27 protein-coding genes are annotated in these 25,852 nt (G+C 58.4%); 16 read left to right on the top strand and 11 right to left on the bottom strand.

The window, feature by feature from the left end; all coding sequences use genetic code 11:
- Positions 1-33 precede the first annotated feature (33 nt).
- From sdhD to AC1DV6_RS03120, 3 genes are all read right to left on the bottom strand, one after another.
- Positions 34-399 carry a succinate dehydrogenase, hydrophobic membrane anchor protein gene (gene sdhD / locus AC1DV6_RS03130; RefSeq protein WP_477975037.1) on the bottom strand — a complete coding sequence of 122 codons (366 nt, stop codon included), beginning with the start codon at positions 397-399 and terminating at the stop codon, positions 34-36.
- Positions 400-468: 69 nt separating this feature from the next.
- Positions 469-918, bottom strand: a complete 450-nt coding sequence (sdhC, locus tag AC1DV6_RS03125; protein WP_477975036.1) for a succinate dehydrogenase, cytochrome b556 subunit — start codon at positions 916-918, stop codon at positions 469-471.
- 104 nt (positions 919-1,022) lie between these two features.
- Entirely contained in the window at positions 1,023-1,820 is a 798-nt protein-coding gene (locus AC1DV6_RS03120; protein ID WP_477975034.1) for a GntR family transcriptional regulator, read from the bottom strand.
- 221 nt (positions 1,821-2,041) lie between these two features.
- Between AC1DV6_RS03120 and AC1DV6_RS03115 the strand changes: the two genes are divergently transcribed.
- The 7 genes from AC1DV6_RS03115 (at position 2,042) to AC1DV6_RS03085 (ending at position 9,770) form a co-directional block, all read left to right on the top strand.
- Positions 2,042-3,028, top strand: a complete 987-nt coding sequence (locus AC1DV6_RS03115; protein WP_477975032.1) for a malate dehydrogenase — start codon at positions 2,042-2,044, stop codon at positions 3,026-3,028.
- 12 nt (positions 3,029-3,040) lie between these two features.
- The gene (locus AC1DV6_RS03110) at positions 3,041-4,081 is read left to right on the top strand and encodes an HpcH/HpaI aldolase/citrate lyase family protein (protein WP_477975030.1); all 1,041 of its coding nucleotides are present in this window, start codon (positions 3,041-3,043) and stop codon (positions 4,079-4,081) included.
- Between the two features lie 13 nt (positions 4,082-4,094).
- Positions 4,095-4,613, top strand: coding sequence for a hypothetical protein (locus tag AC1DV6_RS03105; protein ID WP_477975028.1), 519 nt, complete (start codon positions 4,095-4,097; stop codon positions 4,611-4,613).
- Between the two features lie 71 nt (positions 4,614-4,684).
- Entirely contained in the window at positions 4,685-7,297 is a 2,613-nt protein-coding gene (gene acnB / locus AC1DV6_RS03100; RefSeq protein WP_477975026.1) for a bifunctional aconitate hydratase 2/2-methylisocitrate dehydratase, read from the top strand.
- A gap of 301 nt (positions 7,298-7,598) precedes the next feature.
- The gene (locus AC1DV6_RS03095; protein WP_477975024.1) at positions 7,599-7,967 is read left to right on the top strand and encodes a DMT family protein; all 369 of its coding nucleotides are present in this window, start codon (positions 7,599-7,601) and stop codon (positions 7,965-7,967) included.
- A 92-nt stretch (positions 7,968-8,059) separates the two neighbouring features.
- On the top strand, positions 8,060-8,707 hold the full coding sequence (locus AC1DV6_RS03090; RefSeq protein ID WP_477975022.1) for a DUF47 domain-containing protein: 648 nt from the start codon (positions 8,060-8,062) through the stop codon (positions 8,705-8,707).
- A 61-nt stretch (positions 8,708-8,768) separates the two neighbouring features.
- A complete protein-coding gene (locus AC1DV6_RS03085) occupies positions 8,769-9,770 on the top strand; it encodes an inorganic phosphate transporter (protein ID WP_477975020.1) in 1,002 nt (333 codons plus the stop codon).
- Here the strand turns inward: AC1DV6_RS03085 and AC1DV6_RS03080 are convergent.
- Both AC1DV6_RS03080 and AC1DV6_RS03075 read right to left on the bottom strand, forming a co-directional pair.
- Positions 9,751-10,221 (bottom strand): hypothetical protein, encoded by a 471-nt coding sequence (locus tag AC1DV6_RS03080; protein WP_477975018.1) that lies wholly within the window; start codon positions 10,219-10,221, stop codon positions 9,751-9,753. The genes AC1DV6_RS03085 and AC1DV6_RS03080 overlap by 20 nt on opposite strands.
- Before the next feature lie 4 nt (positions 10,222-10,225).
- Entirely contained in the window at positions 10,226-10,750 is a 525-nt protein-coding gene (locus tag AC1DV6_RS03075) for an N-acetyltransferase family protein (RefSeq protein ID WP_477975016.1), read from the bottom strand.
- Between the two features lie 131 nt (positions 10,751-10,881).
- On the opposite strand from AC1DV6_RS03075, the gene rpsP reads away from it, so the two are divergent.
- The 6 genes from rpsP (at position 10,882) to AC1DV6_RS03045 (ending at position 14,807) form a co-directional block, all read left to right on the top strand.
- Positions 10,882-11,133 carry a 30S ribosomal protein S16 gene (rpsP, locus tag AC1DV6_RS03070; RefSeq protein ID WP_029706815.1) on the top strand — a complete coding sequence of 84 codons (252 nt, stop codon included), beginning with the start codon at positions 10,882-10,884 and terminating at the stop codon, positions 11,131-11,133.
- 59 nt (positions 11,134-11,192) lie between these two features.
- Entirely contained in the window at positions 11,193-11,756 is a 564-nt protein-coding gene (rimM, locus tag AC1DV6_RS03065) for a ribosome maturation factor RimM (RefSeq protein ID WP_477975014.1), read from the top strand.
- Between the two features lie 8 nt (positions 11,757-11,764).
- On the top strand, positions 11,765-12,523 hold the full coding sequence (gene trmD / locus AC1DV6_RS03060; protein WP_477975012.1) for a tRNA (guanosine(37)-N1)-methyltransferase TrmD: 759 nt from the start codon (positions 11,765-11,767) through the stop codon (positions 12,521-12,523).
- Between the two features lie 114 nt (positions 12,524-12,637).
- Positions 12,638-13,009 (top strand): 50S ribosomal protein L19, encoded by a 372-nt coding sequence (gene rplS, locus AC1DV6_RS03055; protein ID WP_477975010.1) that lies wholly within the window; start codon positions 12,638-12,640, stop codon positions 13,007-13,009.
- Between the two features lie 89 nt (positions 13,010-13,098).
- On the top strand, positions 13,099-13,773 hold the full coding sequence (locus AC1DV6_RS03050) for a CoA pyrophosphatase (RefSeq protein WP_477975008.1): 675 nt from the start codon (positions 13,099-13,101) through the stop codon (positions 13,771-13,773).
- A 113-nt stretch (positions 13,774-13,886) separates the two neighbouring features.
- Positions 13,887-14,807: a cobalamin biosynthesis protein gene (locus tag AC1DV6_RS03045; protein WP_477975006.1), complete on the top strand. Its 921-nt coding sequence runs from the start codon at positions 13,887-13,889 to the stop codon at positions 14,805-14,807.
- 14 nt (positions 14,808-14,821) lie between these two features.
- Here the strand turns inward: AC1DV6_RS03045 and rsgA are convergent, their stop codons facing one another.
- From rsgA to AC1DV6_RS03030, 3 genes are read right to left on the bottom strand one after another with little or no spacing between them, the layout of a single operon-like run.
- Positions 14,822-15,802: a ribosome small subunit-dependent GTPase A gene (gene rsgA / locus AC1DV6_RS03040; protein ID WP_477975004.1), complete on the bottom strand. Its 981-nt coding sequence runs from the start codon at positions 15,800-15,802 to the stop codon at positions 14,822-14,824.
- Complete coding sequence (locus AC1DV6_RS03035; protein ID WP_477975002.1) at positions 15,766-16,080, bottom strand: 4a-hydroxytetrahydrobiopterin dehydratase; 315 nt, start codon at positions 16,078-16,080, stop codon at positions 15,766-15,768. Before AC1DV6_RS03035 ends, rsgA begins: the two co-directional genes overlap by 37 nt.
- Before the next feature lie 25 nt (positions 16,081-16,105).
- The gene (locus AC1DV6_RS03030; RefSeq protein WP_477975000.1) at positions 16,106-17,407 is read right to left on the bottom strand and encodes a M48 family metallopeptidase; all 1,302 of its coding nucleotides are present in this window, start codon (positions 17,405-17,407) and stop codon (positions 16,106-16,108) included.
- Positions 17,408-17,443: 36 nt separating this feature from the next.
- On the opposite strand from AC1DV6_RS03030, the gene orn reads away from it, so the two are divergent.
- Both orn and AC1DV6_RS03020 read left to right on the top strand, forming a co-directional pair.
- Positions 17,444-18,037, top strand: a complete 594-nt coding sequence (orn, locus tag AC1DV6_RS03025; RefSeq protein WP_477974998.1) for an oligoribonuclease — start codon at positions 17,444-17,446, stop codon at positions 18,035-18,037.
- 229 nt (positions 18,038-18,266) lie between these two features.
- The gene (locus AC1DV6_RS03020; RefSeq protein WP_477974996.1) at positions 18,267-20,213 is read left to right on the top strand and encodes a DEAD/DEAH box helicase; all 1,947 of its coding nucleotides are present in this window, start codon (positions 18,267-18,269) and stop codon (positions 20,211-20,213) included.
- 361 nt (positions 20,214-20,574) lie between these two features.
- Here AC1DV6_RS03020 and AC1DV6_RS03015 read toward each other — a convergent pair whose 3' ends face one another.
- The 3 genes from AC1DV6_RS03015 to AC1DV6_RS03005 form a co-directional block, all read right to left on the bottom strand.
- A complete protein-coding gene (locus AC1DV6_RS03015) occupies positions 20,575-21,444 on the bottom strand; it encodes an NAD(P)-dependent oxidoreductase (RefSeq protein ID WP_477974995.1) in 870 nt (289 codons plus the stop codon).
- Positions 21,445-21,592: 148 nt separating this feature from the next.
- Positions 21,593-22,570, bottom strand: a complete 978-nt coding sequence (locus tag AC1DV6_RS03010) for a GMP reductase (protein ID WP_477974993.1) — start codon at positions 22,568-22,570, stop codon at positions 21,593-21,595.
- Between the two features lie 140 nt (positions 22,571-22,710).
- On the bottom strand, positions 22,711-23,274 hold the full coding sequence (locus AC1DV6_RS03005) for a chalcone isomerase family protein (RefSeq protein WP_477974991.1): 564 nt from the start codon (positions 23,272-23,274) through the stop codon (positions 22,711-22,713).
- Between the two features lie 222 nt (positions 23,275-23,496).
- On the opposite strand from AC1DV6_RS03005, the gene AC1DV6_RS03000 reads away from it, so the two are divergent.
- Positions 23,497-25,851, top strand: coding sequence for a UvrD-helicase domain-containing protein (locus AC1DV6_RS03000; RefSeq protein ID WP_477974989.1), 2,355 nt, complete (start codon positions 23,497-23,499; stop codon positions 25,849-25,851).
- Position 25,852 lies beyond the last annotated feature (1 nt).

Genomic DNA, 25,852 nt, shown 5'->3' with positions numbered 1-25,852 from the left:
TGTTGTGATGTGTGGAGATCTAAGGGGATGGGCTCAAAGGCGCCACAAAACCTGAATCGCCCAGCCGGCACAGCCGACCAGCCACACGATGGAGAAGACTTGCAGGGACAAGCGAATGGAGACTGGTTTGACATAGTCCATCCAGATGTCGCGCACGCCGACCCAAGCGTGGTACAGCAAGGCGATGATCACGGTGAAGGTGATGACCTTCATCCACTGCGAAGCGAAGATGCCTGCCCATTTGTCGTAGCCGATAGGGCCGCGAGAGAAGATGACCTGTGCCAGCACCAGCAAGGTGAACAGCGCCATCAGCACGGCGGTGACGCGTTGCGCCAGCCAGTCGCGCAGACCATAGTGCGCGCCGACGACGACGCGCTTGGAACCAAAGTTAACTGCCATGAATAATCCTTTTTAATCAGTTGGGGTCAGAGCACATTTGCTGCGCAAAGTGGTCTGACCCGCAAAATCTCAGTAAACGCCAAACAGCTTGGCTGCCAGCACCAGCGTCAGCAGCGTGCCCAACACCAGCGTCACGATGGCGGAAGACTTGCCAAACTCTTTGCTGACCGAATGCGTGGCGTCCATGTACAGGTGGCGCACGCCCGCGATGAAGTGGTGCAAATAGGCCCAGATGATGGCCAGCGCGACCAGCTTGATGAACCAGCCGGGCAACACCCACAGGCCCTGGTTGAAGGCGCTGGTGAACTTGGCGAACGAGATTTCAGACGACACCGAGGTGTCAAACATCCAGATGATGAAGGGCATCAGGAGGAAAAGAATTGCGCCGCTGATACGGTGCAGGATTGACACCGTCGCGCCCGGCCCCATGGCGATCGCGTAAGACGGTAGGTCTTTAATAGCATTGATGTTGCGGAATTCGGGGCGCGCTGGGCGCTGGGAGGAGGCAAGCTCAGTCATGGATGGGCTTTCAAGGATGTAATTGTTATGTAATTATTTCTGGGCGAAGGCAAAATTCTATTGCACCGTAACAATCTGACGGCGGCCTTGCGCGGGAATGGTGGTCAATTTAGCTCATTTCGATAGTAGTGCGTATCGGTCAAGTAAAGACCGCGCCGCATTTCCATGGGTGTGTCGTTGTAGGTATAGGCGATGCGCTCCACGCTTAGCAGAGGTGTGGGCGCGTCTACTTTCAGCAGGTCTTGTTGCTCCGCATCTGGCAACACAGCGCGTATTTTTTCTTCGGCGCGCACCATGCGCACGCCAAACTCGGCTTCAAACAGACCGTACATCGGACCGTCATAGTCGCGCAGGCGCTCAGCCGTCAGCCCTTTGAATGGCGTCCCAGGCAACCACAGGTCTTCCAGAATCGTGGGCACGGATGCGAATGACAGCACGCGGCGCACTTGCAGTACGGCATCACCCTGGCGAATGGCCAAGGCGCGGGCAACCTCCACGCTGGCGCGCGTGCGCTTGCAGTCGATGATCTGGCGCTGGGCCGGGCCTTCGCTGTTCGGGTCACCGTTGTCCGGGAACAGGCGCAAGAAGCGGTATTGCACATGGTGTTCGGCATGCGTGGCGACAAAGGTGCCTTTACCCTGGCGGCGCACCAGCAGGTTTTCTGCTGCCAGTTCGTCAATCGCCTTGCGCACCGTGCCCTGGCTCACCTTGTAGCGGATTGCCAGCTCGAATTCGCTGGGGATGGCGGTGCTGGGTTTCCATTCGCCGGACTGCAGGCTCCTGAGCAGCAAAACCTTGATCTGCTGGTACAGCGGGCTGAAAGCGGGTGTGGCTGAAGGCCCCGTCAGCGAAGTGGTTTCGTTGTCGGCAGAGGGCGCGCTATCAGTGGATTGGGTTGCCATGGCGGTCTCGAATGCAAAGAAAATGTCAGTCAGCAGTCAGGCTTCTTTTGCTCTGAATCATATCTTATATAAGACATAAGACAAATTGACTTTGAAGTGAAATCGGGAGTAAACTTGCCCGCATTCTGCAGGGCTTCCCGCGTTTTGTGTGAAGCCGCTAACAGACACTGTTTTAGTCACCGTTTTCCCACCACTTTTCAACCCTTCCTGGAGTTCTCACCATGAGCAAGAAGCCCGTTCGCGTTGCCGTTACCGGAGCCGCTGGTCAAATTGGATATGCCTTGTTGTTCCGCATCGCTTCCGGCGAAATGCTGGGCAAGGACCAGCCCGTCATCCTGCAATTGCTGGAAATCCCTGACGAGAAAGCCCAAAACGCGCTCAAGGGCGTGATCATGGAACTCGAAGATTGCGCGTTCCCTCTGCTGGCTGGCATTGAAGCCCACAGCGATCCAATGACTGCATTCAAGGACACCGACTACGCTTTGCTGGTCGGTTCGCGCCCCCGTGGCCCCGGTATGGAGCGTGCCGAGCTGCTGTCCATCAATGGCGCCATCTTCACTGCACAGGGCAAGGCCCTGAACGCTGTCGCTTCTCGCAATGTCAAGGTGCTGGTCGTTGGCAACCCTGCCAACACCAATGCCTACATCGCGATGAAGTCGGCCCCTGATCTGCCAGCCAAGAACTTCACTGCCATGCTGCGCCTGGACCATAACCGCGCTGCCAGCCAGATTGCATCCAAGACCGGCAAGGCCGTGGCAGATATCGAAAAACTGGCCGTGTGGGGCAACCACTCGCCCACGATGTACGCCGATTACCGTTTCGCCACCATTGGCGGCCAATCGGTCAAGGCCATGATCAATGACGAAACCTGGAACCGCGAAACCTTCCTGCCCACCGTGGGCAAGCGTGGCGCAGCCATCATCGCTGCACGCGGTCTGTCTTCCGCAGCCTCTGCTGCCAACGCAGCCATCGACCACATGCGCGACTGGGCGCTGGGCACCAACGGCAAGTGGGTCACGATGGGTATTCCTTCCAACGGCGAATACGACATTCCCAAGGAAATCATGTTTGGCTACCCCGTCACTTGCGCCAACGGCGAATACAAGATCGTCGAAGGTCTGGAAATCGATGCCTTCTCGCGTGAGTGCATCAACAAGACCCTGGCCGAGTTGCAGGGTGAGCAAGACGGCGTCAAGCACCTGCTGTAAGCCGAACCGGAAGTGAAACACCCGCGTGAAGTTCTTCTAGGTGCCCATGGCGCCGCGGGTGTTTTGCCTGTTTGCGACCACTACAGCGGCGTTGAAGCGCGGATGGTCAAAAGCCTGCAATTGCAGGCCGATATGACCGAGGAGTTCGGGGCTTGCGTCTTTGACGTGACCCTGGACTGCGAAGATGGGGCTGCGATTGGCGGCGAAGATGACCATGCCAATATGGTCGCAGCCCTTGCCAATAGTGCGCAAGCAGCTCCCAATTTAATAGCAAACGGTTTGCGCCGCCGGGTTGGTGTGCGGGTGCATGCGGTAGACCACCCGGAATTCGCGGCAGACGTGCACACCATCGTCAGCCAGGCCGGCGGCGTGCTGAGCTACCTGATGGTGCCCAAGGTCGAGTCGCTGGTCGATGTGGATCGGGCCGTGGCAACCATCGATGCAGCTGGCGGGAAAAACTTGCCTTTGCATGTGTTGATTGAGTCGCCTGCTGCGGTGCACCGCGTGTTCCAGATTGCGGCTCACCCGCGCGTGCAATCCATCAGCTTCGGCTTGATGGACTTTGTGTCCAGCCATGGCGGTGCCATTCCGTCATCGGCAATGGGCGTGCGGTCGGAGGGCGACAGCGTGTCGTTGGACCAGTTCCACCATCCGTTGGTCGTACGGGCCAAGGCAGAAATTGCCAGCGCCTGCCACGCCTACGGCAAAGTGCCATCGCATTGCGTGGTCACAGAGTTCAAGAATACGGATGCGCTGCTGCGCTCCGCACGCACGGCTTCACAAGCGATGGGCTTTACCCGGATGTGGAGCATTCACCCGGACCAGATTCGTCCGATTTTGGAAGCTTTTTCGCCCGCGCAAAGCGAAGTCGAGCTGGCGGCGCATATTGTGGAAATGGCGCAGGCGCAGGAGTGGGCGCCCATCTCGGTGGAGGGCAAGTTGCATGACCGCGCCAGCTACCGCTATTTTTGGCAGGTGCTGGAGCGCGCGCACCAGACAGGTCGCAAAATGCCGGAATCAACACAGCACTGGTTTCAAGCCACAACGCGGTGAAACAGGAATTGATATGAAAACATGGTTGTTGGTTGCAGCGATGCTCTGCAGTTTTTCGGTGATGGCAGCACAGCCAGCGCGCAAGCCAGTGGCGGCGCCGCCGCCGGTCAAGGCGCTGGATGCTGAGACCTTGCTGCTGTCCGAAAAGATTGCGGTGGGCCGGGTGCAGTGTGAGCTGAACGCGTTTGTGCATATCACCCGTGATGAGAAAAACCCCGGCTACTTCTGGCTGGAGCTGGGCAAGCAAAAGTTCCACATGACGCCGGTCGCCACAACTACCGGTGCAGTGCGCCTGGAGGAAATGGCGCTCGGTGCGGTCTGGCTGCAGTTGGGCAACAAGTCCATGCTGATGCACCAGAAGCTGGGCAAGCGCCTGGCGGACGCTTGCGTCAACGAAGAGCAATTGAAAGTGGCACAGGAGCTGGAGCGCAATCCCCAGGCGAGCTTGCTGGATGACCCGGTGAAGCCGAAAGTGAACCCTACCGACAAAGACAATGTAGTCCCTGTGGACAACATACCTGCTACGAAATAGATAGCTTCTTACGCACATTCCATGCGCCTAAGCGGCATTTTTGATTTGAAGATTTAGAAGGAGTAAATACCATGTTGCAAGCCTACCGAGACCATGTGGCCGAACGTGCCGCGCTGGGAATCCCCCCTTTGCCACTGTCTGCCAAGCAGACCGGCGAACTGATTGAACTGCTGAAGAGCCCACCCAAGGGTGAAGAAGCCACTTTGGTGGAGCTGATCACGCACCGCGTCCCTGCCGGTGTGGATGACGCCGCCAAGGTCAAGGCCAGCTACCTGGCTGCTGTGGCCCATGGCACGGAAGAATGCATACTCATTTCGCGCGCACGGGCCACCGAGCTGCTGGGCACGATGCTGGGCGGCTACAACATCAGCCCGCTGGTGGATTTGCTGGATGACGCTGCGGTTGCTTCGCAAGCCGCTGAAGCGCTGAAGAAAACCCTGTTGATGTTCGACCAGTTCCACGACGTCAAGGAAAAGGCCGACAAGGGCAACGAGTTCGCCAAAGCCGTGCTGCAAAGCTGGGCCGACGCCGAGTGGTTCACCAGCCGCCCTGAAGTACCGCAAAGCATCACCGTCTCCATCCTGAAGGTGACTGGCGAAACCAATACTGACGACTTGTCGCCCGCGCCTGACGCCTGGAGCCGCCCCGACATTCCGTTGCACGCTTTGGCGATGCTGAAGAACAAACGCGACGGCATCACGCCTGAAGAAGACGGCAAGCGCGGCCCGATCAAGTTCATCGAAGACCTGCGCGCGCGCGGCAATCTGGTGGCCTATGTGGGCGACGTGGTCGGCACGGGTTCTTCCCGCAAGTCCGCCACCAACTCGGTGCTGTGGTTCACCGGCGAAGACATCCCTTACGTGCCGAACAAGCGCTTTGGTGGCGTCTGCCTCGGCACCAAGATCGCTCCCATTTTCTACAACACGATGGAAGATGCGGGCGCGCTGCCGATCGAGTTGGACGTGAGCCAGATGAACATGGGCGACGTGGTCGAACTGCTGCCATACGCTGGCAAAGCGCTGAAGGATGGCAAGGTGATTGCAGAATTCACCGTCAAGAGCGATGTGCTGTTTGATGAAGTGCGTGCCGGTGGCCGCATTCCTCTGATCATTGGTCGTGGCCTGACCGCCAAGGCGCGCGAAGCGCTGGGCCTGGCTCCCTCGACTCTGTTCCGTTTGCCAACCAACCCCGAAGACACCAAGAAGGGCTTCAGCCTGGCGCAAAAGATGGTGGGCAAGGCCTGCGGTCTGCCAATTGTCGATGGCGAACAACAAGGCGTGCGCCCCGGTACCTACTGCGAACCTAAGATGACTTCGGTCGGCTCGCAAGACACCACCGGTCCCATGACCCGCGACGAACTGAAAGATCTGGCCTGCCTGGGGTTCAGCGCGGATCTGGTGATGCAATCGTTTTGCCACACCGCTGCATACCCCAAGCCGGTGGACGTCAAGATGCACCACGAGTTGCCTGACTTCATCAGCACCCGCGGCGGCATCTCGCTGCGCCCGGGTGACGGCGTGATCCACTCGTGGCTGAACCGCCTGCTGTTGCCCGACACCGTTGGCACCGGTGGCGATAGCCACACCCGTTTCCCCATCGGTATCAGCTTCCCCGCAGGCTCCGGCCTGGTCGCGTTTGCGGCCGCTACCGGCGTGATGCCTTTGGACATGCCTGAATCGGTGTTGGTGCGCTTCAAGGGCAAGATGCAAGACGGTGTGACGCTGCGCGATCTGGTCAACGCGATTCCGCTGTATGCGATCAAGGCAGGCCTGCTGACGGTTGAGAAGAAGGGCAAGAAGAACATCTTCTCTGGCCGCATTCTGGAAATTGAAGGCTTGCCAGATCTGAAAGTGGAGCAGGCGTTCGAATTGTCCGATGCATCCGCCGAGCGTTCTGCCGCCGGCTGCACGGTGCACCTGAACAAAGAACCGATCATCGAGTACATCAACAGCAACATCACGATGATGAAGTGGATGATTGCCAACGGCTACGCCGATGCCCGCACGCTGGCACGCCGCATCGCCGCGCAAGAAGCCTGGCTGAAGGATCCGCAATTGCTGAAGGGCGACGCTGATGCGGATTACGCTGCGGTCATCGAAATCGACCTGGCCGACATCCACGAACCTATCGTGGCTTGCCCCAACGATCCGGACGATGTGAAGACTTTGGCCGACGTAGCTGGTGCCAAGATTGACGAAGTGTTTATCGGCTCCTGCATGACCAACATCGGCCACTTCCGTGCGGCTTCCAAGCTGCTGGAAAACAAGCGCGACATTCCGGTCAAGCTGTGGGTCGCCCCGCCGACCAAGATGGACGCGAAGCAGTTGAGCGACGAAGGCCACTACGGTGTGTTGGGCAGCGCCGGTGCGCGTATGGAAATGCCTGGCTGCAGCTTGTGCATGGGCAACCAGGCGCAAGTGAAGGAGGGCGCGACTGTGTTCTCCACGTCCACCCGCAATTTCCCGAACCGTCTGGGCAAGAACTCCAATGTGTACTTGGGCTCTGCCGAACTGGCAGCGATCTGCTCCAAGCTGGGCCGGATTCCTACCAAGGAAGAGTACCTGGCCGACATGGGCGTGCTGACTGCTGCGAGCGACAAGGTGTATCAGTACTTGAACTTTGACAAGATTGGTGACTACACAGATTCCGCAGCCACTGTGAAAGATGGTGTGGTGACTATCTAAGTCCACTGTCTTTCGAATCAAAGCCCTGCAGCGTTTGTTGCGGGGCTTTTCTTTTGGTGCAGGTTCAAATTACCTTTCGCTCGCCCGCTGACGGCGCGGGGTAAGTCCCAAAGCGAATGTCCCCCGGGGCCGTGAGGGCTCCTCCTCCTTGATTTGGCAAAACCCCAAGTCGACGCAATGGGACTCTCCCCGCACCATCCGCTTGAGAAACCGTTGCCAGGAGTGAATCGGGTCACTGGCCTACCCGACACGCCTGATCCAGAAGTAGCGTTGGCATGAACGGAAACCAGATAATGCAAATATGCAATTCCTGAACGCCATCCCCTTCACCCTGCAAACGATTCTGCTGCTAGCAGTCGCCAACGTCTTCATGACCTTCGCCTGGTACGGCCACCTGAAAAACCTGGCAACATCCCCTTGGTATGTCGCCGCCTTGCTCAGTTGGGGCATCGCCTTGTTCGAATACCTGTTGCAGGTCCCCGCCAACCGCATCGGCTTTCAGCAGGCGGGCATCTCGGTGGCCCAGCTCAAGATCATGCAGGAGGTCATCACGCTGGCGGTTTTTGTGCCGTTTGCGATGTTCTATATGGACCAGCCACTCAAATTGGACTATTTGTGGGCGGGCCTGTGCCTCGTTGGGGCGGTTTACTTTATTTTTAGAAGTGCCTGACTAGGGGCCGGCCCTTTGAGACCGGGGCGGTTAAACTTCGCCCCGTCATAAAGCTGTCAAATGATTGACACGTTCCACCGTTAGGAGACTTCATGCTGTTTGGAAAACTGCTGCCCAGAGAAGGCAATTTTTTTGAGATGTTCAACCAGCATGCCGAGCGGATTGTGCAAGCTGCGCACGCCTTCTCGAAGCTAGTGGCCAATTACGCGGACTTGGATCTGCGTGCCAAATACAACCAGGAAGTGGATGACGCCGAACGCGCTGCGGATCGCGTGACCCATGAGTGCAACAAGGCCTTGCATATCACCTTCATTACGCCCATCGACCGCGAGCAGATCCATGCGCTGATCAACACGATGGATGACGTGGCTGATTTGATTCAGGACTCGGCGGAAACCATGGCGCTGTACGACGTGCGCCACATGACGGAAGAGATCACCCGTTTGACCGACTTGAGCGTGAAATGCTGCGAACGCCTGCGTGATGCGGTCAAGTTGCTGAGTACCATTTCGGAAGCGGGTGCGGCAGAAGCTGCGCTCAAGACTTGCGAGGAAATCGACCGGTTGGAGTCGGATGCGGACCGCGTGATGCGTACCGCCATGAGCAAGTTGTTCCGCGAGGAACCGGATGTGCGCGAAGTGATCAAGCTCAAGGCCATCTATGAATTGCTGGAAACCATCACCGACAAGTGTGAAGACGTTGCCAATGTGATCGAGGGCATCATCCTCGAAAACTCCTGATTCCCGGGGCAGGAACATGGATGCATCACAAACGGCCAGTGTAGGTCTGTGGGTAGTATTTATGCTGGTTCTGATTGCGCTGGCATTCGACTACATGAACGGATTTCATGATGCTGCCAACTCCATAGCGACTATCGTCTCGACCGGTGTATTGAAGCCGGGACAGGCCGTGATTTTTGCGGGCTTCTTCAATTTCGTTGCCTACTTTGTCTTTGGTCTGACCGTTGCCGCCACGATTGGCAAGGGCATCGTCATGCCCGATGTGGTGGACACCCACGTCGTATTTGGAGCCCTTGTGGGCGCCCTGACCTGGAACGTGGTGACCTGGTACTACGGCATCCCCAGCAGCAGCTCGCATGCGCTGGTAGGCGGCATTGTGGGTGCCACGATTGCCAAGGCCGGTGCCAGCGTGTTGATTGCGAGCGGGATATTGAAGATTGTTGCGTTTATCTTCATCTCTCCTCTGTTGGCGTTCACGATGGGCAGCCTGATACGCGTAGCCATCTCTTGGATATTCAGACGTGCCAGACCTTCCAAAGTGGACCGCTGGTTTCGCCGGTTGCAACTCGTCTCGGCCGCATCTTCCAGCTTGGGGCACGGTGGCAACGATGCACAAAAAACGGTTGGGATTATCTGGTTGCTGTTGATTGCAGCAACGGGTTCCAATGTAGAGGGCTTGCCCGAGTGGATGAAGGCCTCCAAAGACTATTTGCCGCACTGGGTTGTTGTCGCTTGTTATGTGACCATCGCAGTAGGCACCATGTCTGGCGGCTGGCGCATCGTCAAAACCATGGGACAGCGGATTACCAAACTGCGCCCGATGACGGGCTTTTGTGCGGAAGCTGGCAGTGCGGCAACGCTATTCACGGCGACGCTGCTCGGTATCCCTGTGTCCACGACACACGCCATCACTGGCGCCATCGTGGGCGTAGGCTCCACCCAGCGCGCCAGCGCGGTCCGTTGGGGTGTTGCTGGCAATATCGTCTGGGCGTGGGTCCTGACAATTCCCGCCAGCGCCTTCGTGGCAGCGATTGCTTACTGGTTCAGTCTGCAGATTTTTTGATGCTCGGCGTGTCTAGCGCCTGAGATTGATCAAACCCGTATTCGAAATAGCGCTGGAAGCTGAACGCGATGCTGGACAGAAGTACCGTGGTGCCTGCCAGCAAAGCGATGACCAATCCGGCCACCGTCAGCCAATTGGTTTGTCCGGCAGTCGCTTCCCGCGGACTCTCGGAGTTGTAGCGGGAGTTCCATTTCTCTGTATCGCACAGGCCATAGGCGATGGCCATCAGTGCGCAGATGGCGACGGTGAACCCCAGTAGCGGAGTCAATACCCAGCTCCAACCGTCCTCCAGACCCAGTGTGCGGGCGCGGTAGAGGCCATACGTTCCAAGCAGCGTGGGCACGCAAAACAGCGCGCTATAGCGGTCCCATCGGCCGTTCAAATAGAGTCGGTGCAGCCCCAGTGGCCCGCCGAGAAACGTGAGCCACAGTGCAACGGTTTTGTTTTTCATGGCCTCATTGTGCCGGTGCGGTGTCGCTACCCGATCCGATCGCGTACTCCATCATTACGATGTCCAGCCAGCGCTCGAACTTCCAGCCGCAGGCGTGGACCACGCCCACTGGCGCAAAGCCGAGTGCTGTGTGCAGGCCTATCGAGCCTCTGTTGTCTGAGTCTCCAATCACCGCAATCAGTTTGCGGATGCCCGCCCGCTCAGCCTGCGCCATCAATTCGCGTAACAGCAAGCGGCCGAGGCCCTTTCCTGCTGCGTCTGGCGCCATGTAAATCGAGTCCTCAGCAGAAAAACGATACGCCGGGCGCGGTTTGAACCAGTTGCAATAGGCAAAGCCTGCAACCTTTCCGTCCTGTTCAATGACCAAGTACGGCAAAGCCTTGCCCAGTACGTCGGCACGGCGGGTCGCCATGTCTTCCTCGGTGGGGGGCGTGATTTCGAAAGTACCCGTGCCATGCAGCACGTGGTGGGCATAAATTGCCGTAATTTTGGGGATATCGCTGTCGATGCTGGGGCGGATGATTGTCATATGGCAGGAAGACGTTATAATGGAAGGCTATTTGGAGTGCCGCTGGCCGGGTGGTCAGTTGCGTGTCTCAAACTTCAAATAATTTCTGGCTGAATTCTTCTTTGAATTTTCAGTCATCCAAAGGATAAATCATGGTCGTCATTCGACTCGCCCGTGGCGGTGCAAAAGCTCGCCCGTTTTTCAATATCGTTGTTGCCGACAAGCGCACTCGCCGCGACGGCCGCTTCATTGAGCGTATCGGTTTTTACAACCCTATCGCTACTGCCAATGAAGAAAGCATCCGTATCGCTCAGGATCGCCTGACGTACTGGAAGGGCGTTGGCGCCCAGGCATCTCCCACCGTGGAACGCCTGATAAATCAGCACGCCAAGAAGGCTGCCTGATTTTTCATGTCAGTGTCAGGGCGTCTGTCCTGTCCGCTGACTTGATAGATTCCCCACACATGCTACCCGGGCTTGAAGCTGACGAAATGCCGGCGGATGCCGTCGAGGTAGGTCGCATTGCCGACGCGTGGGGCGTCAAGGGCTGGTTCAAGGTCCTGTCCCACAGCGCCACTTCAGAGGCGCTTTTTTCATCCAAGCAATGGTTTCTGTTGCCTACGGAGCGCGGCCTCAAGACTTTTGAGGGTACCGCCCGCTTGGCCATCAAGGAAGCCAAGGAACATTCCGACACGGTAGTTGCCACCGCGCATGGCGTGTTGGACCGCACGGCTGCCGAGGCCTTGCGCGGCGCCCGCATCTTTGTTTCCCGCTCCAGCTTCCCGGCCGCTAAAACAGATGAGTATTACTGGGTCGATTTGATCGGTCTGGATGTCATCAACCGCGAAGACGAAGCCATGGGCACCGTGAAAGAACTGCTGTCCACTGGCCCGCAAACGGTGCTGGTGCTCGAATATCAGCAGGACGGCAAGGCGGTGGAGCGCATGATCCCCTTTGTGTCGCAGTACGTCGACGACGTGGACCTGAAGGCGCGGCGCATCCGCGTGGACTGGCAAGCTGATTACTAGGCCAAGCCATGCGCTTTGACCTGATCACGCTGTTTCCTGAACTGTTCGAACCTTTCTTGAAGATTGGCATCACGCGCCGGGCCTTTGAATCGGGCCAGGTCGATGTGCATCTGACCAACCCCAGAGATTTCGCCCTCGGCAATTACCGCCGCGTCGACGACCGCCCGTTTGGCGGCGGCCCGGGCATGGTCATGATGGCCGAGCCGCTGGAGCAGGCGCTCACCTCCATCCGGGCCCAGCGCAACGATAAAGCGCCTGTGGTCCTGTTTTCCCCCATCGGTGAGCGGCTGGACCATACCGCCGTGCAGCGTTGGTCCAACAGCGAAGGTGCCATTCTTCTGTGTGGCCGCTACGAGGGCATTGACCAGCGCTTTATCGATGCCCATATCGATGTCCAGATCAGTCTGGGTGATTTCGTGCTGTCGGGTGGGGAATTGCCTGCGATGACCTTGCTGGACGCGGTCGCGCGGTTGCAGCCCGGTGTACTGTCCGACGAGGCCAGCCACATACAGGACAGCTTCAACCCCGCATTGGACGGTCTGCTGGATTGCCCGCATTACACCCGGCCCGAAGAGTGGGCGGGGCAACCGGTACCGCCGGTTTTGCTGTCCGGACACCACGAGAATATTGAACGCTGGCGTCGGGAACAGCGGCTGCTGCTGACCGTCCGGCACCGCCCGGATTTGCTGGAAATTGCACGTCAGAAGGGGCTGCTGGATGCCCGGGACGAGAAGCTGATAGCGGCCTACTTGGCGTCCGGCGCCTGACTTGCTATAATGGCAGGCTAACCGATCCTCTGCTCGGCCAGGCCACGCTTCTTTGGGAAGTTGATGGTTGGCACCAATTCCGGTGCCGGCGCTTGCAAGATCACGAAAGAAATCATGAACCTGATCCAAACTCTTGAGCAAGAAGAAATTGCTCGCCTGGGTAAAACCATTCCCGAATTCGCTCCTGGCGACACTGTTGTTGTGAGCGTCAACGTCGTTGAAGGCACACGCAAGCGCGTCCAGGCTTACGAAGGCGTCGTGATTGCCAAACGCAACCGTGGCCTGAACAGCGGCTTCATCGTTCGCAAGATCTCCAGCGGTGAAGGCGTGGAGCGTACGTTCCAGACCTACAGCCCACTGATCGCCGGAATCGAAGTCAAGCGCCGTGGTGACGTGCGCCGTGCCAAGCTGTACTACCTGCGTGACCGCAGCGGCAAGTCGGCACGTATCAAGGAAAAGCTGCCAGCCAAGAAGACTGCTGCTTAAATCCCAGCGTCCTTCGCCAAGAAGCCGTCCCAGCATCTGTCTGTGGCGGCTTTTTTTACGTTCATGCCAGCCCTCAACCCAATTCACGTATGTCACTGACACCCGTGTTCGACCCACGCCAGGTGCCCGTCATTGCGGTGGACACAGACTTGCCCAAGGTGCCTGCCGCACGTTTGCAGGTTGCAGAGCTGCGAAGCCGCTTTGCCCAACCGCCGGTTTGGTCGCCCGAGCTGGTCGCGGAGTCACGCTTCAGCGACCGTGCACCGGTCGCTGCTTCGGTGCTGGTTCCGCTGGTGATGCGGGAGCAATTGATGGTGCTGTTGACGCAGCGCACGGCCCATCTGTCCAGCCATTCCGGACAGATTGCGTTTCCCGGCGGTAAGCGTGATGCGGGCGATGTCGACGATGCCGCGACAGCCTTGCGCGAGGCCCATGAGGAGATTGGTCTGGAGTCTGTGCAGGTGGAGGTTCTGGGCAGCTTGCCGATTTACACCACCGGCAGCGCGTTCCATGTGACGCCGGTGATTGCGCTGGTCCAGCCAGGGCACGCCATTACCGCCAACGCGTATGAAGTAGACGCCGTGTTTGAAGTCCCGCTCGCTTTTTTGATGGACCCTGCCAACCACCGCCATCACGAAGTGGAGTTTGCCGGTGCCAAGCGGCATTGGCTCTCCATGCCGTATCAGGACGGGAATACGGAGCGCTTCATTTGGGGCGCAACAGCAGGGATGTTGCGCAACCTTTATCGCTTTTTGATGGCTTGACATATGGCCCCCACGCTCCGCCGCTTCGCGGGTCGCTGCCCCCCGAGGGGGTTAAATTGCCTTGGGGCGGCCCGGCGGCAATTTGCGCTGCGGAGCATCGGTATGATGCCCGCATGAGTTTCATCTCCATACTTTTGGCGCTGTTGCTGGAGCAGGCCCGTCCGCTCGGCGAGGTTAACCCTGTGCACGGTACGGTGCGCAATTGGGTGCGCTGGGTACTGCGCAATTTTGACTCCGGTAAAGCACAGCACGCCTGGTTGGCGTGGTCGATTGCGGTTCTGCTGCCTGCATTGACTGCCTGTGCCATCCATTGGGCGCTGGTCTGGTCTGTGGGCTGGTTGGCCGCGGTCATCTGGAATGTGGCCATTCTGTATGCGACCCTGGGTTTTCGCCAGTTCAGCCACCATTTCACGGCTATTCGCGATGCTCTGCTGGCCGGCGACGAAGCGCAAGCGCGCGAGCTGCTGGCGCGCTGGATGCACATGGATGCGAGCGAGTTGCCGCGCAGCGAAGTGGTGCGCCACGTTATCGAGTATTCCATCCTGTCGGCGCACCGCCATGTATTCGGTGTGTTCGCCTGGTATTCGCTGTTGGCCGCCTTTGGCTTCGGCCCGGCGGGTGCGGTGTTCTACCGCATGGCGGGCTATCTGGACTTTCTGGTGAATCGGCCCACGCAACCTGACCGCCCCATGGTCAGCGATGTGGTGCGCGGCAATGCGGTGCAGGCCTGGTACACGGTGGACTGGTTGCCAGCACGCATTACGGCGCTGGGCTTCGCATTTGTGGGCAGCTTTGAAGAAGCGGTAGACGCCTATCGTAAGCATGAAGCAGGCCCCAACCCCAGCAACAACGGGGTAGTGCTCGCCGCGACCAGTGGTGCGGTCAATGTGCGCCTTGGGGCTGAGAGCGAAGAGAACACGGGGCAGGTGCCACAGCCGGGCCATCTGCGCGCCATTGTGGGCCTGGTCTGGCGCACAGTGGTGATGTGGATGATTTTTCTGGCGCTGCTGTCGCTGGCGCGTTTATTGGGTTAGCGCTCAGGGGCTGATCAGTACCGTTGCTCTTGCGACAGTTCGGCAAACAGTTCGCTATAAAGTTTGTAGCGGCTTACGCTTATTCCATGGGCGCCAGAGCCATTTTTCATCACTGAAATCACACCGCAGCCTGGCTCATGCAGATGCGTGCAGTTGTAGAACTTGCATTCGCTGGCATGGGCCTTGATGTCCGGCATCAGGCCTGCCAGATGCATGGGGTCAATGTGTTGCAAGCCAAACTCCTGGAACCCTGGCGAGTCGATCACGGCCGTGGTCTTGGCGGCGTCCACCCAGTACAAGCTGGTGCTGGTCGTCGTGTGCTTGCCAGAATTTAGCGCAGTCGATATCTCATTGGTCAGCACCTGCGCATCAGGAAGCAGCCGGTTGATCAGCGTGCTTTTGCCGGAACCTGAAGGGCCAAGGATCAGCGTGGTCTTGCCCTGCATCACGTCCAGCAGGTCTTTCAATTCGGTTGCGGTTGTGCTTTCGCCCTTGGGCTTCAACGCCATAGACAGCAGCGTGTAGCCCATCTCCCGATAAACCAGCAAGCGCTCCCATGCGCGCCCAAATGGCCCGGCGATGTCGCTTTTGTTCAGCGCAATGATGGGCCGAATCTGCTGGGCCTCTGCCGCAATCAGCGCGCGGGTGAGTTGGCTCTCGGAGAACTCGGGCTCCGCGGCGATCAGTATCAGGAGTTGGTCCAGATTCGCTGCGAATGACTTGGTGCGAATCTCGTCCTGCCGGTAAAACAGGTTTTTGCGCGGCAGCACTTTCTCAATCGTGCCTTCATCCTCGCTGGCCTGCCACAACACCTGATCGCCAACCACGGTTTGGCTTTTCTTGCCACGCGGATGGCAGATCAGGCGGCGACCATCGGGTGTTTCGACCCAGACGTGGCGGCCGTGTCCTGCGATGACCAGTCCGGGTTCCAGTATTGGCGTTGCCAAGTGCGTGGTACTCAGACAGGCAGCAGCGCATCGACCAGCGCTGCGCATTCAAAATCGGTACGCGACACGCCATTCACATCGTGCGTATTGAAGCGCACGCTGCAACTGCTGTAGGTCACCAGCATTTCGGGGTGGTGATCCTGCTTCTCCGCCAGGTACGCGACCGCATTGACGAAGGACATGGTCTTGAGAAAGTTCTCAAACCGAAAAGTCTTCTCGATCGCCACATCGGCGCCATCGCCAAACAGGCGCCAACCTTGGGTTTGCGACAGGGCTGCTACGATTTGTGTAGCGCTTAGCGCCGTTCGTGTGGGGGCAGTAGGCATATTCATTCCAAATTCCCAATGTGGGTCATGCGGACGCGGTCGTTTGCATGCGGCCCAGGCGCTCGGAGGCGGGTGGGTGCGAGTAATAGAACTTCACGTACACCGGATCGGGGGTCAACGTGGATGCATTGTCCTTGTAGAGCTTGAGCAGTGCGGATGACAGGTCGTGTCCGCTGGTATGCGCAACGGCATAGGCATCGGCTTCAAACTCATGTTTGCGCGAGAGCTGTGCAAAGGCCGGGCTGACAAAGGTGCCAGCCAGCGGCAACACCATCATGAAAAGCAGCAACGCCAGCGCGTCATTGGGTCCCACCATGTTCGGCGCCACGCCCAAGCCGAAATAGAACCAGGCTTGTTGGCTGAGCCAGCCCAGCAGTGCAAAACCCAGCAGACTCATGCCAAACAGCGACACCATGCGCTTGGCAATGTGCTTGTGCTTGAAATGTCCCAGTTCATGCGCCAGCACTGCGTCCACTTCTGCAGGGGAGAGTTGCGCCAACAGCGTGTCGTAGAACACCACGCGCTTGGAAGCACCAAAGCCGGTGAAATAGGCGTTGGCGTGCGCACTGCGCTTGCTGCCATCCATCACATAAAAGCCCTTGGATGTAAAACCGCAACGGGCCATCAACTGCGTGACACGTGCCTGCAAGACCTCGTCTTGCAGCGTCTTGAACTGGTTGAACCACGGCGCAATCCAGGTGGGGTATACCAGCAGCATCAGCAGGTTAAATCCCATCCATACGCCCCAGGTCCACAGCCACCAAAGCGAGCCTGTGGCGCCCATCATCCACAAGATAAGCGTCAGCAAGGGCAGGCCGATGATGGCACCTACAACTGCACCTTTAATGGAGTCCACCAGCCACAGCTTCCAAGTGGTTTTGTTAAAGCCAAAGCGCTCTTCCAGCACAAAGGTGCGGTACAGCGTGAAGGGCAGGTCAATCACCGAGCCGATCACCATGAAGGCGACCAGCAGGGCGAGCTGTTGTGCAATGCCGGGAGACATCCACTGCATCAGCATCTGGTTGAGCCAGGACAGGCCACCCAACAGCGTCCACACCAAAGTGATGGCGGTTCCAAATGCCAGCTCCAGCAGGCCCAGTCGGCCTTGGGCGATGGTGTAGTCGGCGGCTTTCTGGTGGGCCTGCAGTGAAATGTCGTTCGCAAAGGGCGCGGGTACTTGTTCACGGTGCGCGGCCACGTGGCGCATCTGGCGACCGGCCAGCCAGAATTTAAGAAACAAAGCGGCCATCAGGGCGACAGCAAAGCCCATAGTCAAAAGCCAGGCGGGCTGGGGCAGCATGGAAATAGGATTCGAAACGTCGTTCATGGCGCGTGAGTGTAGGCCATCGGCGACAATAGCGGCATGGCTGAACAGAACACCCCCGATAACACTTCCGCTAGTGCCCCACTGGGCAAATCCGACAGAAACCTGGTCTGGCTGGACTGCGAAATGACCGGTCTGGAGCCGGAAGTGGACCGCATCATCGAGATCGCAGTCATCGTGACCGGCCCGAATCTGGACCAACGCATCGAAGGCCCGGTCTTTGTGATTCACCAGACCAACGAGCAACTCGACAAGATGGACGCCTGGAACAAGGGTACCCATGGCAAGAGCGGATTGATCGACAAGGTTAAAGCGTCCGCGACTACCGAAGCGGAAGCCGAAGCGGCGTTGATAAGCTTTCTTAGCCAGTACGTCCCTGCCAATACCTCACCGCTCTGCGGCAACACCATTGGACAGGACCGCCGCTTCCTCGTGAAATACATGCCCAAGCTGGATGCGTTTTTTCACTACCGCAGCATTGATGTCAGTACGCTCAAGGAGTTGGCCAAGCGCTGGAAACCCGAGATTCCTGCCGGTTTCAAGAAACAGCAACGCCACACGGCTTTGGCTGATGTGCATGAGTCCATCGACGAGTTGGAGCACTACCGGACCCATTTTTTAAAGTTGGATTAGGTAGAAACCCGAATCCGGTATATAATCAGCGGCTTCGCTACAAGACGTAGCGTTTTTTGTACATCTCCCTTCATTCACCGGGCATGTCTTCCCTAGAGAAGACAACTAAACGCCCCCAGCACTGAGAACCCCTAGGCGGGTTCAGAGCAGGTTCCGTTTGATGGTTGATGTTTTTTAACCATTGACGGAGCAGTCGCACAACCTGCGGCGCTCGCGTGTGAGAAAAAATATGACTGACACTTTTGAAGTGACAGGCGAATTCGCGCCTGCCGAAAACTTTACCAATTCTTCCGTTGAGGCTTCCAGCCCCATGGAATCGCAAGCTGTTGCCACTGAAGCTGTTGAAGCTGAAGTCATGCAAGCTGCTGAACCTGAAGTTCCTAACGGCTTCGTCGAGCTGGGCCTGGCGCCTGAGCTGGTGAAGGCTTGTATGGATCTGGGTTATACCCAGCCCACCATCGTTCAAAGCAAGGCCATTCCTTTGGCCATGGGTTCCGGCGCTACCAAAGACCAAGTCGCCAAATACATCGATTTGATGGTCTCCAGCCAGACCGGCTCCGGCAAGACCGCTGCCTTTCTGCTGCCCGTGCTGCACACCTTGCTGACCCAGCAAGCCGAAGCCGAAGCTGCTGAAAAGGCCGAATACGAAGCCGCTGTCGCCGACGCTGCTGCCAAGGGCGAGCCTGCCCCCAAGCGCGCCAAGCGCAAAGACCCGACCAACCCACGTAACTTCAAGGCACCGACTCCAGGCGCCCTGATCGTTTGCCCAACCCGCGAACTGGCCCAACAAGTGGCACATGACGCGATCGACCTGGTGCAACATTGCCGCGGTCTGCGCGTTGCCAACATCGTTGGTGGCATGCCTTACCAATTGCAAATTGCCAAGCTGCAAAACGCCAACCTCGTGGTGGCAACGCCTGGCCGTCTGTTGGATCTGCAACGCTCCATGCAAATCAAGCTGGATGAAGTGCAATTCCTGGTGGTTGACGAAGCTGACCGCATGCTGGACCTGGGCTTCTCCGATGACCTGGCTGAAATCAACCAGCTCACCATTGGCCGCAAGCAAACCATGATGTTCAGCGCGACCTTCGCTCCCCGCATTCAGCAACTCGCTGCCCGCGTGATGCGCGAACCACAACGCATCACGATCGACAGCCCGCAAGAAAAGCACGCCAATATCAAGCAGTCGCTGTTCTGGGCCGACAACGCCACGCACAAGCGCAAGCTGCTGGACCACTGGCTGCGTGACACCACGATCAACCAGGCCATCGTTTTCGCCAGCACGCAAATCGAGTGCGACGGCTTGGCCAACGACCTGCAACAAGACGGCTTTGATGCTGTTGCTTTGCACGGTGCTTTGAGCCAGGGCTTGCGTAACCGCCGCCTGATGGCGCTGCGTCAAGGTCAGGTACAAATTCTTGTTGCAACCGATGTGGCTGCTCGCGGTATTGACGTACCCACCATCACCCACGTGTTCAACTTCGGTCTGCCAATGAAGGCCGAGGATTACACCCACCGTATCGGCCGTACCGGCCGTGCAGGTCGCGATGGTCTGGCTGTGACGTTTGCAGAAATGCGCGATCGCCGCAAGATTTTCGACATCGAAGCCTACAACCGCCAGCCTATCAAGGCAGAGACGATTCCCGGTCTGGAGCCGCAACAGCGCGCCCCGGATTCACGCCCCAGCTTTGGTGGCCGTGGCGGTAACGACCGCAACGACCGTTCCGGTGGCGGTGGTGCTCGCAAATTTGGCGGCCCACGTGAAGGTGGCTTTGGTGGCGGTGGCAACCGTGGTGGTTTCGCTGGCAAGCCTGCCGGTGGTGACCGCGGTGGTTTCGGTGCCCCTCGCAACTTCGGCGACAACGCCCGTGATTTCGGCGGTACGCAGCGCGAAGGTTTCAGCTACGAACGCAAGGGTGGTTTCAATGACCGCTTTGCCGGTCAAGGCGCTCCGCGCGGCGACTTCGCACCCCGTGGTGATTTCGCTCCTCGCGGCGATGCACGTCCTCCACGTGGAGACTTCAATGCACCTCGCGGTGACTTCGGCGCTCCGCGTGGCAACTTCAACGATCGCAAGCCTGCGTTCGGCAAGCCAGCTGGTTTTGCCAAGCCTGGTAACGGCGGCAAGGTGTTTGTGCCCCGTGACGCGAAGAAGCGTCCCGCGCGTGCTGACTAATCGTTAAGCGCTAAATTCTTAAAAGGCCTCGTCGGGTATCCGGTGAGGCCTTTTATTTTGTGGCTTTGAGAGACATTTCGTTCGCCCGCTGACGACGCGGGGTAAGCCTCAAAGCGAATGTCCCCCGCCCTTCGGGCTCCTCCTTGATTTCGCAATGAGGCCAACCCCACGCCCTCAGCTCGATACGCTGGCTGACGTTGGATGTGTGCCGACGCCTCACTAGATCAGGTGGGTTGGGTGCTTCCCTGGGCGGAATCAAGGAGGAGGCCGAAGGCCGGGGGACATCCGCTGAGGGGAGTACCCGACACGCATGATCCAGAAGCAATGTCACCCTAAAGGCGCAGCTTCTGAAGGGAAAGTTTCAACTCATCCCATTACGGGACGCAAGTTCTACAAACAAACCTGAGTGGTCAAGATCAGACAGACCGTGTTCAACCCCCTGCGCATACAACTGCTCAAACAACGCAGTAATGGGTGCCTCAAATCCGACCTCTTGCGCAGTCGCCATCGCATTGCGCAAATCCTTGAGTTGCACTGTCATACGTCCACGCGGTGCGAAGTCGCGGTCCACCATGCGTTGGCCATGGACTTGCAGGATGCGGCTGTCGGCAAAGCCGCCGGTGATGGCCTCTCTGACTTTCGCCATGTCGGCACCACCTTTTTCGCACAGCAGCAGCGCCTCAGCCACTGCGCCTATCGTGATGCCCACAATCATCTGGTTCGCCAGCTTGGCTAACTGGCCGGCGCCGGTGGGGCCTACGTGTGTCGCACGGCCCAGATGCTGAAAGACGGGTAGGGCGCGCTCGAAGTTTGCAGGCTTGCCACCGGCCATGATGGCAAGCCTGCCTTGCTCTGCGCCAATGGTGCCGCCGGATACGGGAGCATCCAGATAGTCGATGTGCAACTCGCTCAGACGTGCTGCATGGTCGCGCGCTTCTATGGGTTTGATCGATGACATGTCGACCACCAATGTGCCGGGCCGCATGGCTTGCACGGCTCCTTGGTCGAACAGCACCTGGCCGACGATAGCGCCGTGATCCAGCATGGTGATGACCAGATCAGCATCGCCTACCGCTTCGGCGGGAGTGGTGTGCGCAGAGGCGCCGAACTGGGTGAGCCGTTGTGCCTTCTCAGCCGTGCGGTTCCATACCCGTACGTCGTGGCCCGCTTCGCACAAGCGGCGCGCCATGGGCGTGCCCATCAGCCCAATGCCCAAAACGGCGATTTTCATGTGAACTCCAAGCTAGTCGACAAAGGATAGCGTCGCGTTGAAAGTTCGCCTGAGGGTTTGCCCGCGTTTTGCTGTCGGCGGGCTGACAGCGCATTTATTCAGTTGGGGTCAGAGCACATCGCCGCGCGAGTGGTCCGACCCCAATGTCTCACATAAGCAGATGTTCGGCAGCATTGGTGCCGCCCAGCGTGACGTAATTGACCTTGCGAATGTCCATCAGCTTCTTGCCACCGGAATAGCTGATGGAGCTTTGTACGTCCTGCTCCATCTCAATCAAGGTGTCAGCCAGCTTGCCCTTGATGGGCTCCAGGATGCGCTTGCCTTCGACGTGCTTGTACTCGCCCTTGTTGAAGTCGCTGGCCGAGCCGTAGTACTCCTTGAACAGCGTGCCATCCACTTCCACCGTCTTGCCAGGTGACTCTTCGTGTCCGGCAAACAGGGAGCCAATCATCACCATCGTGGCGCCAAAGCGGATGCTCTTGGCAATATCGCCATGGTCGCGGATGCCGCCATCGGCAATGATGGGTTTGGTCGCCACACGGGCGCACCACTTGAGCGCGCTGAGCTGCCAGCCGCCGGTACCAAAGCCGGTCTTCAGCTTGGTGATGCAGACCTTGCCAGGGCCGATGCCGACCTTGGTCGCGTCTGCGCCCCAGTTTTCCAGATCAATGACCGCCTCGGGTGTCGCCACATTGCCGGCAATGATGAACGTGCCGGGCATCTTTCCCTTGAGGTAGGTGATCATCTCTTTCACGCTGTCGGCATGGCCGTGCGCGATATCAATGGTGACGTATTCCGGCACCAGTCCCAGCTCGAGCAACTTGTCTACCGTGGCGTAGTCGGGTTTCTTGACGCCCAGTGAAATGGAGGCGAACAGGCCCTTCGCCTTCATGTCCTGGACGAACTTCACGTTGTCCAGATCAAAGCGGTGCATCACATAAAAATAGCCGCTCTTGGCGAGCCATTCGCAAATGGCCTCATCGACAACGGTTTTCATGTTGGCCGGTACGACCGGCAGGCGGAACTTGCGTCCACCCAGTTCTACGCTGGCGTCACATTCCGAGCGGCTTTCCACACGGCACTTGCGTGGCAGCAAAAGAATGTTGTCGTAGTCAAAAATTTCCATGGTACCCAAGCTCCTGTCAAAGTTAATCAGTTCCGCAAGCTAATTGCGAAAGGGCACTTGGACGGGACCCGGCCATAAAAAAACCGGGTCCCAATTGCTTGGGCCCGGTGACTGATTGTATATAACTTGTGGCTGGGGGGTTATTCCTTGCCCAACAGCACATCACGCAGCTTGGGCTCCAGGGCGGCTTCGCCCATCCAGATCGACATCGCGGCTTTGAAGAATTCAGGTTCCTTGAAGGGCTCGCCCAACAGCTTGCCGTCCATGTACATCACGAGGCCCGCATAGGGCGCCCAATCAAATATCAGCGACTCGCCCGGTTTGATCACCTTGTAAGTGCCGAAGATCTTGCCCAGCGACATCAGGCCGGGGACCAGCTTGGCCATGTCGCTCTTGTCTGACATCACCTCCACGTTACGGTTGAACAGCTTCATGATGGGCGCAGTGTCAAACTCTTTGGCGCCCGCGGTGATCACCAGGCGCTTGGGGCCGGGAACCTGGAACAGCTGGTCAACGGTGGCAAACTTTTTCTTGGCATAAATTTTCACGACGTACAGCTGGGTTTTCCCAGTGGATACGACGCCTGCGCCATTCAGTACCAACGTATTGTTATAGATGGTCAACGAATCTTCCATCTTGACACCGGCCACTTCAATCGTTGCCGCCGATGCACCCAAGCCAAGCAGGGCAGCGATGACTGCCAACCCGAAAACTCTTAAAAAATGCATTGTCAATATCAGGTAATTGGGGTTGATAAACGGCCCACTGTACGGGGCCGAACGAGCTGGCGTGAAGCCATGCAAGTCCCAGGCCAAGTCTGCAGGGTGGCTGCATGATACTGGTAAGCGCGCACTACGCAACGGGACTTTTAGAGAGAAGCACCTGAAAGCCACTAATCGTTTTCCCGAGGTTCCTACAATCGCTGCATGTACCAAGCCGCCGCCAGCCAGAACAACAGCAATAGCCAGGCCACCGACTCGCCCTTGCTGGCCAGTCTGAACCCCGAACAACGTGCCGCGGTGACCCTGCCGCCCGAGCACGCGCTGATCCTGGCCGGTGCTGGATCAGGGAAAACCCGGGTGCTGACGACGCGCATCGCATGGCTGCTGCAAAACGGCTATGTGTCGCCCGGCGGCATCCTGGCGGTGACCTTCACCAACAAGGCCGCCAAGGAAATGATGACGCGGCTTTCTGCCATGCTGCCGGTCAATGTGCGTGGCATGTGGATTGGTACCTTCCACGGCCTGTGCAACCGTTTCCTGCGGGCGCATTACAAGATGGCCGGACTGCCACAGAGTTTTCAGATTCTGGACACGCAAGACCAGCTCTCCGCGATCAAGCGCCTGTGCAAGCAGCACAACATCAGCGACGAACGCTTTCCGCCCAAGCAGCTGATGTGGTTTATCGCCGGTTGCAAGGAGGATGGCCTGCGTCCGCAGAATGTAGAGGCCAGCGACCCGGACACGCGCAAGAAGGTAGAGGTCTACCAGCTGTATGAAGAGCAGTGCCTGCGCGAAGGCGTGGTCGATTTTGGTGAGTTGATGCTGCGCTCCTATGAGCTGCTGCGCGACAACGATCCCATCCGCGAGCATTACCAGCGTCGTTTTCGTCACATCCTGATCGATGAGTTTCAGGACACCAACAAGCTGCAATACGCCTGGATCAAGATGCTGGCGGGGCAAGGGATGAATGCCAGCCCGGATGGCGCGGGTGGTGCCGTGCTGGCGGTGGGGGATGACGACCAGAGCATTTACGCGTTTCGTGGTGCGCGCGTCGGCAACATGGCCGACTTCGTGCGCGAGTTTGCCGTGCAGCACCAGATCAAGCTGGAGCAAAACTACCGCAGCTACAGCAATATCCTGGACTCCGCCAACGCGCTGATCAGCCACAACAGCCACCGCCTGGGTAAGAACCTGCGCACCGAGCAAGGGCCGGGCGAACCTGTGCGCGTTTACGAGGCGTCGACGGATTTTGCAGAAGCGCAGTGGATGATCGACGAGATGAAGCAGCTCATCCGCGACGACGTTTCACGCTCGGAAATCGCGGTGCTGTATCGCTCCAACGCGCAGAGCCGGGTGATTGAAACGGCGTTGTTCAACGCCGCCATTCCCTACCGCGTCTATGGTGGCCTGCGCTTTTTCGAACGCGCCGAGATCAAGCACGCGCTGGCGTACCTGCGTCTGCTGGAGAACCCCAACGACGACACCAGTTTCATTCGCGTTGTGAACTTCCCGGCCCGTGGCATTGGCGCGCGCAGCATCGAACAATTGCAAGATATTGCGAAAGTGACTGGCTGCTCGCTGCACGATGCGGTCAGCACCTTAAGTGGCCGCGCGGGTGCCCTGATCGGCAGCTTTGTAGCAAAGATTGATGTGTTGCGCGAGCAGACGGCCGGCATGAACCTGCGCCACATCATCGAACTGATGCTGGATCAGAGCGGCTTGCGTGAGCACTACCAGAAGGAACGCGAAGGCGAAGACCGGCTGGAGAATCTGGACGAACTGGTCAACGCCGCCGAGAGCTTTGTGATGCAGGAAGGCTTTGGCCGCGATGCCGAGGGCCTGCCGAATGTGGACGACGCCCCGCTGCCTCCCGACGCCGAGACAGGTGAGACCCTGTCACCGCTGGCCGCCTTCCTGACCCACGCCGCGCTGGAAGCGGGCGACAACATGGCGCAGGCCGGGCAGGACGCGATCCAGTTAATGACCGTGCACTCGGCCAAGGGGCTGGAGTTCGACTGCGTGTTCATCACCGGCATGGAAGAGGGCTTGTTCCCGCATGAGAACTCGATGAACGACCGCGACGGCCTCGAAGAAGAGCGCCGCTTGATGTACGTGGCCATCACGCGCGCGCGCAAGCGCTTGTATCTGACGCATTCGCAAACCCGCATGTTGCACGGCCAGACGCGCTACAACCTGAAGAGCCGCTTCTTCGACGAGTTGCCGGAGGAATGCCTCAAGTGGCTGACGCCCCAACGCCCCCCAGCGGGCGCCATGGGTGGTTTCAGCCGCAACTGGAACTCCGGAAGTGCTACTAATTCAGGAGCTGCTTACGCACATTCTGCGGGCGTTTCAGGCACTTTTGGCAGTGAAATCCAGCGCAAGGAAGAGCCAGCGCACGGTCTCAAGGTGAATCAGAAAGTTTTCCACGCCAAGTTTGGCGAAGGCACCGTGCTGACGCTGGAAGGCGCGGGCGACGATGCCCGTGCGCAAATCAGCTTCCCGCGGCATGGAACCAAGTGGCTGGCCCTCTCTGTGGCCAAACTCACACCTGTGCCTTAGA

This window comes from Rhodoferax sp. P2_H8_2 (assembly GCF_056403235.1).
This window is presented reverse-complemented; position numbering and strand designations above follow the sequence as displayed.